The following is a 14,792-nucleotide window of genomic DNA, read 5'->3' on the forward strand; positions in this document are numbered from 1 at the left end:
GGCGGTATGGTGTGAATCTCCCTTCAGACATATGCTCGGCAAGTAAACTCAAAAACTTACACCACGTACATATAATGGGATAAAAACGTTCCCTGCATACTTCCAATCTGATATAATAAGTTAACAAATAATTAGAAAATTAAAGCGGTATTACTGGGGGAGATGTCATGAGAAAGAAATTATCCATAGCATTGGCCGGGATTCTTGCTATTGCCTTTATTGGATTAATTTTTGCGGGGAATTATTTTTACGGGCAAGGAATTCAAAGGGGAACCGAGGTGGAGTTGCACAGGGAGGATACGGATACAGAGGCTTCACCTGAGGATCAGGCACTTATGGAGGAATTGAATAGATGGTTTGATGAGCAGGAAACCGAGCGAATTGAAATGACGTCCTATGATGATTTAAATTTGTCTTCCGGGTTTATTGAGAATGACTCTGACGAGCGAAGGGCTGTAATACTTGTCCATGGTTTCCGCAACACAGGAGAAAATATGGGGCAGTTAACCAGGCTTTATTATGACAGAGGTTTCGATATTCTGTTCCCGGACGCACGGGGACATGGGGAAAGTGAAGGAGATTACATAGGGTATGGCTGGCATGACCGACTGGACATCCTTGACTGGATTGATTTGCTGATGGAAGAATATGATGCAGAGGAGATCATTCTGCACGGGAATTCGATGGGTGCTGCCACCGTATTAATGACAAGCGGGGAAGATCTTCCGGAAGAAGTAAAGGGGATCATTGCAGATAGCGGCTACACCACGGTAAAAGAAGAGTTGGCACATCAATTGCAACATATATATGGATTGCCGGCATTCCCGCTGCTTGAAGTGACAAGTATGATTACACAGATTAGAGCAGGTTATACGCTTGGTGGCGCCTCTGCCATTGATCAGGTAAAAGATAACACATTACCGCTGCTCATCATTCATGGGGAAGAGGATGATCTGGTCCCAACAGACATGGCATATGAAATTCATGACGCTGCCGGAGGGGAAAAGGAATTATGGATTGTACCCGAGGCAGGGCATACTGATGCCATGGATAATTTTACAGGAGAATTCAAAGAAAAAGTAGGAGCATTTATTGATCGCGTTTTAGACGAGTAGGGACGAGGGGACAGGTACCTCGTCCCGATTTTTTTTGGCGAGAAAAGGGGACATTTTTCTTTTGACCAGCTGGACAATAACATCAAATTGGCATATAGTTAACTAGGTAACTATTTTAGGAGTGATTCTGTGCTGCATTCTTTCTTCCATCAAAATCAACAATTTACTAGATCCTTCTCCAAACGGCTAAATGAACGTTTAGCATCAATTAACTTATACCATTCTCAATGGGTTATTATTTATTATTTAAGTCAGTTCGAAACTTCCACGCTGGTGGAAATCAGCAATTATCTTCATGTGGAAAAACCAACGATTACCCGAACAGTAAATCGCCTTGAAGAGAGGGAACTGATTGAAAAATTTCCTACCAAAGATAAGCGGGAGCGACGTATTCGACTTACGGAAAAGGGATTTGAAATAAGTAAGCAAGCATTAAAAATAGTATCGGACTTTGAAAGTGAGCTGTTGCAGGGAATTCCGGAAGCAGATTTGAAAACAGCACTTCAAACTGTCCAGCGTTTAAGAAGCAAATTAACTTAAAATAAATGAGGGGGAAAAATGGTTGGATCGAAAACCTGCATTATGGACGAAGGATTTTATCCTTGTCTCTGTATCAAACTTTTTATTATTTATTTCATTTTACATGTTAATGGTAATTATGGCTGTATACTCGGTTGAGCACTTTCATGCTTCTGAAAGTGAAGCAGGATTTGCTGCAAGTATTTTTGTGCTTGGAGCAGTACTGGTGAGACCGATAGCAGGAAAAATCATTAACGCAATAGGAAAGAAAAAACTTTTGGTGATCGGTCTCGCGTTTTTCCTCGGAATGACGCTTTTATATTTTCCCATTCAGCATTTAGGCCTGTTACTGCTGATCCGTTTTATTCATGGGTTTGCATTTGGCATCAGCACAACAGCAACTGGCACCATCGCAGCCGAAATAATTCCACCATCCAGACGCGGAGAAGGAATGGGCTATTTCTCCACAAGCATGAACCTGGCTATGGCAATAGGTCCTTTTTTAGGATTAATGATCAACCAGTATTTTCAAGGGACAACGATTTTTGCCGTAACAAGCATTTTTGCGGCTATAGCATTTGGAACAGCACTGCTACTGCGCGTGCCGGAGTTGGCAGGGACGAATGCAGCACCGCAGAAAGGTTTCCGAATTACCGACTACTTTGAAAAAACGACAGTTCCGATTGGCAGTTTAATGGCGTTAATGGGACTCGTATATTCCAGCATCCTGACCTATTTATCCACTTATGCCATTGAAATTAACCTTGTGGATGCGGCAAGTTTCTTTTTTGTCATGTACGCCGTATTTCTGCTGCTTTCACGGCCAATTACGGGAAGAATGTTTGATGTGAAAGGGGAAAACGCCGTCGTCTATCCATCGATTTTATTATTTGGCGCAGGTTTATGGATCCTGAGCCAATCCACGCTTGGAATCACCTTGCTTATTGCAGGAGCGGTGATTGGTGTTGGGTTTGGCACCCTCCAATCCAGTGCCCAGACAATCGCAATTAACCAGGCACCAAGGAACAGGGTAGGATTGGTAACAGCCACCTATTTTGTATTCTTTGATTTTGGGGTGGGAATTGGACCATTGCTGCTTGGGTTTATTCTTCCGCTCACCGGTTTTCGCGGCCTCTATGTAATCATGGCACTGGTTGTGTTCAGCGGATTGGTTATTTATTATTTGGTGCATGGGAAGAAGGCAGGGGAGCAGAGGAGAAGGGTTGAAAATAAAACAGGGTAGGGAAAATTGTTATGAAAAGATTTCCCGATACAGAATCACAAAAAACTTCCTAAATAATGAATTTGCACTCATATGCTCCTTCATTATTTAGGAGGATGGGTCAGCTATGTCTTATGTATTCATCAACCAAACTATTGTTTGTTAAATAGGATACAAAGTGTGAACTTCCTAAAATAACCAGATCTTTTCCCGGCTGCTGCTTAAATTCTATAATATAATCGTCCACTTTCTCCTTCATGAGTGAGGCGTTATTCCAGTCTACCTCATCCAACGTATTTGAAAACACGAATTTCGGCAAATGGTTCATTCTTTCCGCGATAACCGGGAATTTCTCTATTGCAAATTCAGTAGGCCAAAAAGCTTTCATATGTTCATAAGTCCTTCTCCCAAACGAAATTGCGTCAATAGAATACAGTATTTCTTCCGCATATTTATTATATTCATCATCAACATGGTGCCAGTCCAACTCCTGCTTTGGCCCTTCGACGAAACCATCCAGCGATACCATCATTTGACTAATGACCTTCCTCATTTTTTCCTCCTAACTTACCCATGATGTAATCTGGGCACAATTTATCATTCGGTAAAGGCAGCAAGATTCTCCAGTGTTGATCTTAAGCCTGTGTCGTGATCCTCCTTTCGTATTCTTTCAGGTACGTTATTACAAATGATAGTAACGTTTGTGCCTTCTGAAACTGCTTCCAAGAGCCATTTCTGTATCATCTCCCCAGAGAACGCCGGGTCCTCGGAATCGAACTTTACAGTTTGTACAATTCGCTTTCCTGGAATCAATTCCAAAAACTTGCCTTGGGTTACATCAGTGTTTACTGAAGTTTTACCTGGACTTGAGAGATCCATTTCATAGGTGAGGGTCAATCTATAAGTTCCACCTTCACGAGGATCAAACGTGTCAATATGACCAGACATTCCTTTCGGTGGAAGCCATGAAATCAATGCTTCCGGGTTTACGAATGCCTGATAGATGGTTTGCGGTGAGGCCATAATCACTCTTGAAGCAGTATCTGTTCTTTTGTTACTTGGTGCATTCCCCATGATAACTCCTCCCTCTATATAATTAAAATATCTTCAAAATGCTCTTGTTTTCTTAGAATTTCATAAACATCCACTTTGGAATGTGTTGGAGCTAATCCTTTATAACACGGAATACAGAATATTCTTACTGGGGTATATCCATCCTATCAGCCAAATTGTGAACATTTGGTGCTTAAATGGTATGACCATGCTTCATTCTCCACGCTTCTTATGGTCGCTTACCCTCCCATGTATCACGGGATGTTATCCACACATTCCCTCGTCCTGCGTATCCACAAGGTGGAGGTCGGATATGCTCCTTAGCTGGGTCATATGCCCGAATGGTGTAAATAAGCTCCGACTCTGCATTGTTGGTGTTTGTTTAATTCTAGAATTCCAAGTGCATTTATCCATCCATTTTGTTCATAAAGCCTAAGCAGCCTGTAATGATTCTATTTGAGGTAAACCTTTTAGTAACTTGCTTCCATCAAATTCACATTGTTTCTTGCCTATGGTGAACATAACACGTATTAATTTCCCGCATAACGCAATAAGTGATTGCTGTTTCTTTAACGGATTGTTGGGGCGGGTAGTGTAATACCTGTGCAGTGCCTTAAACGTCGGGTTACTCGCCACTAGGGGGCGTACAGCCAGATATAGGGCTTTTCGCAATTTTTTTCTGCCACGTTTGGTGATTTTCGTTTGCCCTTTCAATCTCCCGGAGCTGTGTTCCCGTAACGTTAAACCCGCCATGTTTACCAATTGCTGTGGGTGATCATACTTGGTGAGATCCCCTACTTCAGAAAAGAACGTGGCAACGGTTATGGCACCAAGCCCCTTAATATTTATCAATTCCTCAGCACCCGGTATATCTTTCAATAGCTCTGTGATTTCCTCATCCAACTCTGTTAACTGATTTTGATACAGCTCATACTGGTCTAAAAGGCTGTGTAGTTCTTTTCTTGCGAACCTGAGCCCAATTTCAATGCCAATGCTCTTCTGTGCTTTCTTGACTAATTTCCTTGCCCGTTCTATACCCATGCCGCGTTTGATAACGGTTTTCCACGCTGCCAGCACTTCTTCCGGAGTCATTTGACGGATCTCATAAGGGAACGGGAACTCGCGCAGTGTGAATAACGCTGTCTTACCGGACCAGTCTTTAAAGACGTCATCAAATTCCGGAAAGTACCGCTGAATATGATTCTGAACGCGACCTTCGATGATCATCAGCTGCTTGATGAGTTGATCTCTTAATTTGATCCCTTCCCGTAATTCGGCATAAATGCCGTCGAGAAGATTTGGTACGGAGTATCTCCCATCTTTCACAAGCTGTGCAATAACGCGCGCATCTTTGGTGTCATTTTTCGTTGGTGAGTTGTCATCAAGTTCTTTGGACTTCTTAACGTGCATTGGATTTACAACCACAAAGCGAATGTCTTTGGCTTTTAGATAGTAAGCCAAACCAAGCCAAAAGTGTCCGGTTGGTTCTACGCCAACAATCACTTCGCTTTTGTTGTTTTTCTCCTGCAATCTGGAAATCCAGTCTAAAAGCTGTTGAAATCCGTGTATGCGATTGTCAAAGACCAATTTCTTACCCAATTCCACGCCCCGGTCATCCTGGGCACGTGCCACATGTTTATCCATGGCAATATCGATTCCTACTATCAATGTGGATGGTGTGATTTGCACTAATTTAAGATTTTGATTATAATTCATTACGAGTCCTCCTTGGTATTTATTTAATTTAGGGGTCATGATCATGACACCCAGTACTATACCAAGAGGGCTCATTTTTGTTCAAACCTCAAATTTCTTCATTACAGGAATGCTCCTTATTTTAAAATAATTCAGTTTGCTGGGAATAGTCGAAGTCACTTAAGTTATTCACATTGCAGCGTTCTAAAAACTTTTTAAGAATCAGGATTAAATCCTCTTGCTCTTTTTCTGTTAAATATATTTTAGCATATTCACTATTTAAAGGATAAGCAATACTGTCACCGTATTCTGGGTGTGCGATATGAAGGTGGGGACAAGGAATGATTTCTTCTGCAAAAGGGTAGTCGCCTGGAGGGTTCGGATGGTCTGCGCCAAGAATATCCAATCTTAGTAAGGGTGAATCTCTAAAACGTTTGTTTCTTAATTGTAGAGTAAATCTGGGACTCTTTCTTCCTCGCCTATTTATATCTACCACAAAAATTTCTTGCTTTTTAGCTCCAGGAAATCGTAAAATCCTTGTTGAGGAATGTATATTTCGGGATCTTCCTGATTGATTTTTTTCAGACAGTCAATTAATTCATCAATGAGGGTTTGGTCCATTTTTTTATCTCCTTTTATATTGTATTCTACTATTTTTCAAATTCAATGATGAAAATTCTCTTATATGTAATTATACTGGTAGGGGAAAGAGAGAAGTGAAATCGTGGATTATTCAGATTATTGTAACATAAAGAATTAGAATGTTTAAATCTATTATACAAACGAAGGAGCCCAATATGAAAAAAACCACCACAGGCTACAAAAAAATAAGACATATCTATGAAAATAACATGAATGTCGACCTGTTGGCAGAACCGCTTTCCACTTGCTCCATAGATGATGATTGTTTGCAGGTGAAATTGGAAATGGAAACGAAGGATTTCGATATATATGGTGTGGAAAACGCTAATGGCAGTATTACAGGCTACGTTAAAAGAGAGGTTTTATCCCGCGGGAAGATAGAAGATTTCTATATACCGTTCAGCTCCGATAATCTTATATCCGACTCTACTTCCCTGATTGAATTACTGGATCTTTTCCAGCATAGGGATTATATGTTTATCCTCGAAACGAATGAAGTAAGTAAAATCGTAACGATTGCTGATTTACATAAACATCCCATCCGTATGCTGGCATTCAGCTTAATTTCGTTGTTGGAAATGTATTTAACCTATGTGATTCGGGATTCATATCCGGAGGGGGAGTGGAAAGACAAACTTTCTTCCGCCAGATTGCAAAGTGCTGAGCACATTTTAAACCTCCGTCTGGAAAAGAATGAAGCATTGACCCTGCTGGATAGTACACAGTTGTCGGATAAAGGGGAAATTGTCAGAAATACACCGGCACTTTTGCAACAGTTGGGTTTTGCATCAAAAAGTAAGTGTGCGGATTTTTTTAGGGAAATTGAGTTTCTTCGCAATAATACTGCTCATTCCCAGGAAGTCATTTATCATGACGACAGGGAGCTGATTCGGATTATGCTACAGTTGAGCAAGGTGTTGGACAATGTAACGTCTGAGTGAATACAGGGACGCCGCAGGGACGGGTACCTGTTTCTATTAGATTAATTTTGATTAATAGAATATTCCCGGCTGTTTGTTTTGACCAGCCAACTGAGCGAGTCTATTTTTTAGTAAATGTTGGAAATAGCAAAGAAATAGTATGAAAAACTATTAGGGAGTGCAATATGCCGGCTTGGACGACCCCAATTAATGAAAACTTCCAAACCGGACATAAGAACAACATCATGGTACAACATTCAGGCAGGTAAGATTATAGTTAAATCACCCAGAATTTTTAATAAGGGTACTCGTATGGTGGAGACCACCTTCTCCAATAATTATTTGCAGCAGCAACAGTTTGAAAGTGAATTGCAATAACTTGTGAGGTTGCTATTAAGCTATCCGTATTTCTGGAATATACCGGACGAAGCATTTGCCTGATCTCTTCAGAAGGCTGTGTTACCTCCACCCCTTTTGTTGCAAGCCTGATTGCTAACTCATAACCCTCTTCCGGTGTATGTGTCAGCAATGATTGCATCTGTTCATTTGACATGCCGTTCACTACTCCTTTTCCTTATTTTTATATTTCTATATAGTTATGTGCATACAACCTGATTAGTGCCTATTTTAGTTTCATCAAGATATTTAAAGTGGTAAACGGCCGGTTGATTTTAATTAGTTTGGAAATGTTTTTTCGTAATACAACTTACTGATGATTGCGTATTATGGTCAGAATCCTGTTTTTGCTTGAGCAGGCAACAGCTCCTGCCCTTGATAAGTCGTGTATATGTGCATGAAATTTGATAGGGGAGCTCTCGGTGCCCAGGTCATCTGAAAACACTTGTAAAAAGTCCAATAGGGGCTGTCTCAGAGCCCAAACGGTCCGAAATCCATGAGGGAAAGTCCAATAGGGGCTGTCTCAGAGCCCAAACGGTCCGAAATCCATGAGGGAAAGTCCGATAGAGGATGTCTCAGAGCCCAAACGCTCCGAAAACTCGCATGAAAAGTCCAATAGACGAGCCATCACTTTTAGAATAAAAAAATTATATAACCAATTAACTAAAAGCAGCAGCCGTTTCCGTTACCAGAATTGGCTGCTTCTATCTTAAATTGCTGTACACTTCATCGGAGAAAATGTCACATCTTGTTGATCAAACTGTGGACAAAACCCAGGTTCCCGTCGAGGTGGTTACTTACCCGTCCCTAAGTTTTGCCCTTGTCACCTGCAGATTCTCCTTTCACAAAGTTCCATAATCCATCAAAAACTTTGGCGTCATATAAAGATATAATAAGCACCAACGTAATGGGGCCAATGACAAGTCCGATTAATCCGAACAGCTGCAACCCGGCAAATAACGATACAAGAATAGCCAGTGGATTTAACTTCATGCTGGATGACAATACTTTTGGTTCGGCAATCTGACGTACTGTGACCGTCGAAGCGTAAAGTATGAGCAGGCCAATTCCCAGGAAAATGTCGCCGGTGAAAAAACTGTAAACACTCCATGGGATTAAAATAAGTCCCGGTCCAAAGTATGGAATTAAATCGATAATCCCCAAAATAACAGCTATCGTCAAAGCCTGGTCGACCCGCAGTATAAATAAACCAACTACACTGACAATGGCAGTTAGTGTCATCAGGATAAGCTGTGATCTAATGAATCCAAAGACTTTCACTTTCAAATCACGAAAAACATGTTTTGTTTTTTTCCGGAAGATCAATGGGAGTTTGTCTTTATAAATAACCTCGTACTTTTTTGAATCCTTGCTGATAAAGTAAATGGCCAAAATGGAAAATATGATAACGGTAAACGTGATAGGAAGTGCACCGATAAACGTGGAAATGCCATTGGCAATTCCCTGGCCCAAATTACCGAGTACTGCTGCGATATTGCTTCCGACAATTTGGATGCCCTCCTGCAATGCCTGCCGCTGTCCTTCTTCAATATTATCCAGAAGTCCAATGCCCTGATCCCATACCGGCAATATGTATTCGTTAAAATAATTTTGTACATTGGTAGATATTTGCTCGATCTGGGAAGGAATATAGTCAGATAAATAGAGAATTCCTTCAATAATTACTTTTACCAGGATTGTAACCAGCCCGCCAACAATACCGATAAGAAAGAGTATGCTTGTTAAAACAGCAATTGGCCGCGGAAAACGCAAGTATTTTTCCAAAAGACGAATAATAGGGTTGATCATAAATGCAAGAAGGCCTGCTATTAAAAAAGGGTACGTCAGTCTTAATAGGTGATATAACAAAAACAGTCCAATGACAGTAAGCAGCAGTATTAGCAATATGCGAAATATCATTTGAATAACTGGATGATTCATATGAAAAAATACTCCTCTCTCATTAGACTGTATGGCTGAATGCCATTTGGCCGATCTAGCAAAATTCGTTTATATAAAGTTGGGGTTCCCGCTCGATCCCCGGGGAATCCGCTCGCAACCATGGTGACTCGCTCAATTTCAGGGGAATTCGCTCGCACCCCAGGAGAATTCGCTCGGTCCCCCGGAAAAATAGCTCGACCTCCGCGAAAATCGCTCGGCCCCCGGAGAAATCGCTCGACCTCCGCGAAAATCGCTCGGCCCCCGGAGAAATCGCTCGACCCGGCAAGAAATTCGCTCGATAACCAACGAACCCCATTCGCACCTCGCCGAAATAACGAAACGTCTCATTTTTCATTATGTAAATACCGAACCTCACGACATCAAGCCGGACGACTTTACCAACATTTTCATCTTTCTATTTCTATATTATCATGTGAAGGTGTAAACATTCACTTCTATTGTTTTATATTTTAAAAAATTAATCATCATCCTTGCCAAAGGTTCCATGGGTATTCATTCGGTGGATTGGATTTTATACTCATTTCTTCCCTTCTGACAGGATGTTCTAACGTTAAGTTATGGGACCAAAGGGCGATTTGCTGTCCTGCTTTATTGACACTGCTGCCATATTTTTGGTCTCCGTAAAGCGGATGGTTGCGTGATGCCAGCTGAACCCGTATTTGATGGGGTCTGCCGGTATGAAGGTTGATTGAAAGAAGGCTCAGGCCGTTCTTTTCTCCAATCACTTCGTAATCCAAAACTGCTTTTTTTGCGTTTTTCTTATTTTTATTTGCCACGTATACCTGATTTTTCCTGTGGTCCTTTACTAAATAATCGGTTAAAGTAGCTGCTTTCTTCTCGGGTCTCCCGCGTACTACAGCTGCATATTTCTTTCCCATGGCGTTTCTTCTGATCGTATCCGAAAGTCGGGAAGCGGCTTTGGATGTTTTTGCAAACACCATTACTCCGCCGACGGGGCGATCCAGACGGTGGACGAGTCCAAGATATACATTGCCGGGTTTGTTATAGCGGGTTTTTATATCTTCTTTCAGAAAGGAAAGTAAATCCTGATCCCGTGATTGATCTTCCTGTACAGGTATATTTACCTGCTTTTCCACAAATAATAAATGGTTGTCTTCATAAAGTATGGTCACTTTCATGGCAACTAAAACTCCTTTTATCGTACTAAACAACATCTTAACACGAAATGAAACATGAATTGAATAAAAGAGGGGGACGGCTGTTTTCAAACAACCGTCCCCAAGTCTATTATCTGAATAAATCCAGGAATCTTTCCCAGATGCCTTTTTCCTCTTCTTCTTCTTCCGCTTCGTCTTCCTCATCGTCATCTGCAGTGATACTTTCTGTTCTGAGTACAAATTGTACAGAGTTTATACTTTCGTTTTCTGATGAAGTAAATGAAACGGGATCAAAGTCGGATTTATCATATTCCGCGATCATTTCGTCAATTTCTTCCTGTATTTGATCAGGTAAATCATTCGTTGACGCATATAATTCATTGGTGCCATCATGTAGCTCGGATGTACCACCTTCCAGTTCCCGGGTTCCTTCGCCCAGTTCAGAAATACCAGCATGTATATCACCATAGGCTCCTGATAGCTCACCAACGCCATCGGTATAACTTACCAGACCGGCATGAAAGGCATTATAATTATTGGAAATCTCTGTCAGTCCCTCGGTTAACTGCGTGATTGGGTCCATGACGTCCATATTGTCAATGGCAGTGGAAATTTCCTTGGAAGTAGTATTCAAAGCTGTTTCAAGTTCTCTGATTCCATTAATAATCTCGTTTAATGCCGGGTCTATTGCCTGAAAGCCTTGTTTTACTTCATCGTAGGTTCCTTTGGCTACAAGCGCTTTTTCGTATATATCAATTAATTGATCCAGCGCCTCGGATTCTCCTCCTGCACCTTTATAAAGCTCGATAATTTCCTCTTCATCAATATGGTATTCCGGAATTTCGTCCATTGCTTTATCGAATACTTCATAGGCAGTTTGATAGTTTTCCTTTAACTCTTCCAACCCGTCTGCAATCTCACCGACTGCCTCAGCCATTTCGCCAAGTCCTTCCGGCAGTCTGGTCAACTCTCCCAGATCAAAATCAATATTTTCTGCAGAAAGTGATTGACTCATTGTGGCAAGCGCATCATTAATTTGACTGGAGCCATCGACCAATTCTGAGGAAGATTGATTGATTTCTGTCATTCCATCCCGGAATTGGGCAGAACCATTCTGTAAATCGATGACTCCTGAATTAAGTTCGGAAACACCATCTCTCAGTTCTCCAACTCCATTATTGATTTCTCCGATGGCATCTGTCAGTGATGTCATTTCTTCTGTCATTTCGTCTGTTTCCGGTTCATCAATGGACATGGTTGACGGAACAGCGTTAATGTCAATGGCTTCCATTTCAAAATCGGTTACATCGGCCGAAAACCGAAGAATTTCTTCTTCTTCCGGCATGACTGTATAGGTGAATTGTTTGTCTGAACCTGCACTTGCTTCAGTAGCTTCTTCTGCTTCGATATTGCTGAAGCGGTCAGGATCTGCAGTGAGGGAAATCTGCAGCAGATAATTTTCAAAAAACTGCTGTTCGCCTTCCTCATTTTGAGCGGTTTCTATTATTATTTCAATATGACCATCCGCACCAAGCAGATTAGCAGGGTTTATTTCTTCTCCGTCATGAAAATAGGAAATGGAAAATTCCCACGGCAATGCTGCATGATTCAGATTTCCCTGATAATAAAAGTTTTCTTCTGTGGCGGAAAAATGGATTTCCCCATTCACCTGTTCGATTTCCGACAGGTCTGTCAGATTTCTGACGCTATCATAATTCCCATAGTCGATAAGCATTCCTGGTTCGGTAACACTGAAATGATTTACGACATGAATGTCTTCCTGATCCCCATTCGGATGCAATGTGCCATAAACAACTTCATCTTTATGGATAAAGCTTCCTTCCTCCAGCGCTGCTGCATCCCATTCTTCATCTTCTGCCATCATGACAGGATTGGCAGCAACTAACAAAGAAGGGGAAACAAGTACAGTGACCAGAAAAACAAGAAAGATTTTTTTAAATCTCATTGTGAATTTCTCCTTTTGATGTAACACAGAACCACTCCTGTGTTGCAATTACCTTGTTGTTTTTTGTATAAATTTATCAAATGTCAACAGCAATGCGGGCAGGAAACAGATGACAAGAATAAATGCCATTAATGCTCCCCGTCCAAGCAGCAGTCCGATATCTGATACGATCGGGTTGGTCGATGTAAAGGATAGTACGAAACCAACGATCGTCAGAATGGATGCTGATACGGCAATGGAAAATGTTTTTTCGTTAATTGATTTTTTAATGGCTTCCAGGGCTGACATTTTCTTTCGGTTCTGTACGTAATCCTCCGTCAGCAGGATACCATAATCCACCGTGGCTGCAAGCTGAACGGTACTGATAATTAAATACCCGATAAATACAAGGGCGGTTCCCGTAAAGTATGGAATGGATAAATTAATCCAAACAGAAGCCTGAATCGTAAGCAATAGCACAACAGGCAGGGAAATGGACCTGAAGCTGATCAATAGAACAATGGCGATTGCCACCACCGTCATGATGTTGACAAGGGTATTATCTCTTTCCACGGTCACTTTCGTATCATATAATGTTACACTTTCCCCAAGCACATAAGCTTCATCACCATAGTACTGTTCGGTTATATCCTGGATGGTCTCCACTAATTGAAAAGCTTCTTCACCGTCTGATCCTGCGTTGGTATTTGCTATAATTCTGCTGTAATTTTCCGAGAAAAACTGATCTGTCACCGCATCCTCCAGATACTCCGGGGGAATGGCAGTACTGACAGCATCGGTATAGGAAATCGTACTTGTTACATCTTCCAGGCTTCTCAAATCCTGTGTTAATTGCTCCTCCCGTGAGATATCTCCCCGCGGTGCGAGTATAATTACGGGCGTATATTCACCAAACGTTTCCTCGATCTGCAAGGCATCACTTCCTGCCCGCGTGTTTTCCGGAAGCTCTCCCATGCCAAAGATAAAGTTGGTTTGGCTCTGGGCCATAAATGCCGGTACGATAAACAGAAGTACGAGAATAAGCATCGGTATACGGAGTTTGATCACAAATTTTCCAATATTCCACGTGCTTGGCAGCAGTGCCTTATGCTTTGTTTTATCAATCCATTTATAGAACATAACGGTAAACGCAGGTAGAAAGACAATGACAGTAATATAGCTTAAGGCAATTCCTTTTACGAGATTAATTCCCAAATCAGCACCAATCTCAAAATTCATAAAGCTTAGTGCGATAAATCCAAAAAAGGTAGTTGACGCACTGGCGGTAATAGCGGGAAAAGATCTTTTCATGGCCAATCGCATGGCTTCTTCCGGGTTTTCGGTCTTCTTGCGGTAATCCTGAAAACTGTGCAGCAGAAAGATGGCATAGTCCAGGGAAACCGCCAGCTGCAGGAGCGGTGCCACGGATTGGGTGATAAAAGATACTTCTCCGAGAAAAATATTGGTTCCCAAGTTAATCAGGACAGAAATCCCGATAGCTGTAAGAAAGAACACCGGTTCCATCCATGAAGTAGTGGATAAAACCAATATAAGAATAATGATAGGAATAAGAATAGCTGCAGCAAACATTGTTTCCGATCCGGTCATTTTTTGGGAAACGGCTGTATCCACTGCTTCGCCATCCATCGCATTCTCTTCCCCGATCAGTGCATAAATCTGATCGGTTACTTCCACTTCTCTTTCTTCTTCAATGGTGAAGGAAATGAGTGCTGTATCATCTTGATAGTAAGATTCCACCGTACCTTCCTCTGCCATTTCGATTGGCATTTTTATGTCAATCGCATCATCCAGCCAGTCGACATTCGTCACACCGTCTATATTATTTAGTTCTTCTTTAAAAACGAGGGCCTCCTGGATGGACACATCCTGAATCATTACCCTCGCATTTTGAATACTGTCCTCAAATTCTTCCTCCATCACTTCCATGGCAATGGTGGATGGGGAATCATCCGGCAGGTACTCTGTTAAATTATAATTAACAGATACGGTAAACTGGGCAAATATACTGATGATGGCAAGTAGAACGAATGTAATTACGACGGATTTTCTATGTTTTAATATACGTGATGCCATTATTGGTAAATTTCATCCTCTCTTGCCTAACTTCAATTTCCATTATATTATTATATAAGACACAGTGTTGTTTATTCAACATACAGTTTCATAAAAACCGTTTGTTCCCCA

The 14,792-nt window shown here is 41.4% G+C and carries 14 protein-coding genes; 4 read left to right on the forward strand and 10 right to left on the reverse strand.

The features are described 5' to 3' along the window. The first annotated feature begins 167 nt into the window (after positions 1 to 167). From ACZ42C_RS19785 to ACZ42C_RS19795, 3 genes are all read left to right on the forward strand, one after another. Entirely contained in the window at positions 168 to 1,115 is a 948-nt protein-coding gene (locus tag ACZ42C_RS19785) for an alpha/beta hydrolase (RefSeq protein WP_461183403.1), read from the forward strand. A 129-nt stretch (positions 1,116 to 1,244) separates the two neighbouring features. Then, positions 1,245 to 1,655, forward strand: a complete 411-nt coding sequence (locus ACZ42C_RS19790; protein ID WP_461183402.1) for a MarR family winged helix-turn-helix transcriptional regulator — start codon at positions 1,245 to 1,247, stop codon at positions 1,653 to 1,655. A 22-nt stretch (positions 1,656 to 1,677) separates the two neighbouring features. Further along, entirely contained in the window at positions 1,678 to 2,877 is a 1,200-nt protein-coding gene (locus ACZ42C_RS19795; protein ID WP_461183401.1) for an MFS transporter, read from the forward strand. A 100-nt stretch (positions 2,878 to 2,977) separates the two neighbouring features. Here ACZ42C_RS19795 and ACZ42C_RS19800 read toward each other — a convergent pair whose 3' ends face one another. The 5 genes from ACZ42C_RS19800 to ACZ42C_RS19820 form a co-directional block, all read right to left on the reverse strand. Then, positions 2,978 to 3,409 carry a dihydrofolate reductase family protein gene (locus ACZ42C_RS19800; RefSeq protein WP_461183400.1) on the reverse strand — a complete coding sequence of 144 codons (432 nt, stop codon included), beginning with the start codon at positions 3,407 to 3,409 and terminating at the stop codon, positions 2,978 to 2,980. 44 nt (positions 3,410 to 3,453) lie between these two features. After that, positions 3,454 to 3,930: an SRPBCC family protein gene (locus tag ACZ42C_RS19805; RefSeq protein ID WP_461183399.1), complete on the reverse strand. Its 477-nt coding sequence runs from the start codon at positions 3,928 to 3,930 to the stop codon at positions 3,454 to 3,456. A 411-nt stretch (positions 3,931 to 4,341) separates the two neighbouring features. After that, positions 4,342 to 5,625: an IS110 family RNA-guided transposase gene (locus ACZ42C_RS19810; protein WP_464891247.1), complete on the reverse strand. Its 1,284-nt coding sequence runs from the start codon at positions 5,623 to 5,625 to the stop codon at positions 4,342 to 4,344. Between the two features lie 121 nt (positions 5,626 to 5,746). Next, positions 5,747 to 6,100 carry a DUF6978 family protein gene (locus tag ACZ42C_RS19815; protein ID WP_461183573.1) on the reverse strand — a complete coding sequence of 118 codons (354 nt, stop codon included), beginning with the start codon at positions 6,098 to 6,100 and terminating at the stop codon, positions 5,747 to 5,749. Beyond that, positions 6,094 to 6,225, reverse strand: a complete 132-nt coding sequence (locus ACZ42C_RS19820; RefSeq protein ID WP_461183574.1) for a hypothetical protein — start codon at positions 6,223 to 6,225, stop codon at positions 6,094 to 6,096. The genes ACZ42C_RS19815 and ACZ42C_RS19820 overlap by 7 nt, the downstream gene beginning before the upstream one ends. A gap of 176 nt (positions 6,226 to 6,401) precedes the next feature. On the opposite strand from ACZ42C_RS19820, the gene ACZ42C_RS19825 reads away from it, so the two are divergent. Further along, positions 6,402 to 7,187 (forward strand): hypothetical protein, encoded by a 786-nt coding sequence (locus ACZ42C_RS19825; RefSeq protein ID WP_461183575.1) that lies wholly within the window; start codon positions 6,402 to 6,404, stop codon positions 7,185 to 7,187. A gap of 274 nt (positions 7,188 to 7,461) precedes the next feature. Here ACZ42C_RS19825 and ACZ42C_RS19830 read toward each other — a convergent pair whose 3' ends face one another. The 5 genes from ACZ42C_RS19830 to ACZ42C_RS19850 all read right to left on the reverse strand — a co-directional run bounded on the left by ACZ42C_RS19830 (position 7,462) and on the right by ACZ42C_RS19850 (position 14,681). Further along, positions 7,462 to 7,719 (reverse strand): hexameric tyrosine-coordinated heme protein, encoded by a 258-nt coding sequence (locus tag ACZ42C_RS19830; protein ID WP_461183576.1) that lies wholly within the window; start codon positions 7,717 to 7,719, stop codon positions 7,462 to 7,464. Positions 7,720 to 8,369: 650 nt separating this feature from the next. Then, positions 8,370 to 9,503 (reverse strand): sporulation integral membrane protein YtvI, encoded by a 1,134-nt coding sequence (gene ytvI / locus ACZ42C_RS19835; RefSeq protein WP_461183577.1) that lies wholly within the window; start codon positions 9,501 to 9,503, stop codon positions 8,370 to 8,372. A 485-nt stretch (positions 9,504 to 9,988) separates the two neighbouring features. Continuing rightward, a complete protein-coding gene (locus ACZ42C_RS19840) occupies positions 9,989 to 10,663 on the reverse strand; it encodes an RluA family pseudouridine synthase (RefSeq protein ID WP_461183578.1) in 675 nt (224 codons plus the stop codon). 109 nt (positions 10,664 to 10,772) lie between these two features. Continuing rightward, the gene (locus tag ACZ42C_RS19845; RefSeq protein WP_461183579.1) at positions 10,773 to 12,608 is read right to left on the reverse strand and encodes a YhgE/Pip domain-containing protein; all 1,836 of its coding nucleotides are present in this window, start codon (positions 12,606 to 12,608) and stop codon (positions 10,773 to 10,775) included. A 48-nt stretch (positions 12,609 to 12,656) separates the two neighbouring features. Next, complete coding sequence (locus ACZ42C_RS19850; RefSeq protein WP_461183580.1) at positions 12,657 to 14,681, reverse strand: efflux RND transporter permease subunit; 2,025 nt, start codon at positions 14,679 to 14,681, stop codon at positions 12,657 to 12,659. Positions 14,682 to 14,792 lie beyond the last annotated feature (111 nt).

Source organism: Virgibacillus kimchii (genome assembly GCF_055379185.1).

Coding starts and splice junctions, on each gene's coding strand:
- ACZ42C_RS19785 (WP_461183403.1), top strand. CDS start 168: ATGAGAAAGAAATTATCCATAGCATTGGCCGGGATTCTTGCTATTGCC.
- ACZ42C_RS19800 (WP_461183400.1), bottom strand. CDS start 3,409: ATGAGGAAGGTCATTAGTCAAATGATGGTATCGCTGGATGGTTTCGTC.
- ACZ42C_RS19805 (WP_461183399.1), bottom strand. CDS start 3,930: ATGGGGAATGCACCAAGTAACAAAAGAACAGATACTGCTTCAAGAGTG.
- ACZ42C_RS19810 (WP_464891247.1), bottom strand. CDS start 5,625: ATGAATTATAATCAAAATCTTAAATTAGTGCAAATCACACCATCCACA.
- ACZ42C_RS19820 (WP_461183574.1), bottom strand. CDS start 6,225: ATGGACCAAACCCTCATTGATGAATTAATTGACTGTCTGAAAAAAATC.
- ACZ42C_RS19825 (WP_461183575.1), top strand. CDS start 6,402: ATGAAAAAAACCACCACAGGCTACAAAAAAATAAGACATATCTATGAA.
- ACZ42C_RS19830 (WP_461183576.1), bottom strand. CDS start 7,719: ATGTCAAATGAACAGATGCAATCATTGCTGACACATACACCGGAAGAG.
- ytvI (WP_461183577.1), bottom strand. CDS start 9,503: ATGAATCATCCAGTTATTCAAATGATATTTCGCATATTGCTAATACTG.
- ACZ42C_RS19840 (WP_461183578.1), bottom strand. CDS start 10,663: ATGAAAGTGACCATACTTTATGAAGACAACCATTTATTATTTGTGGAA.
- ACZ42C_RS19845 (WP_461183579.1), bottom strand. CDS start 12,608: ATGAGATTTAAAAAAATCTTTCTTGTTTTTCTGGTCACTGTACTTGTT.
- ACZ42C_RS19850 (WP_461183580.1), bottom strand. CDS start 14,681: ATGGCATCACGTATATTAAAACATAGAAAATCCGTCGTAATTACATTC.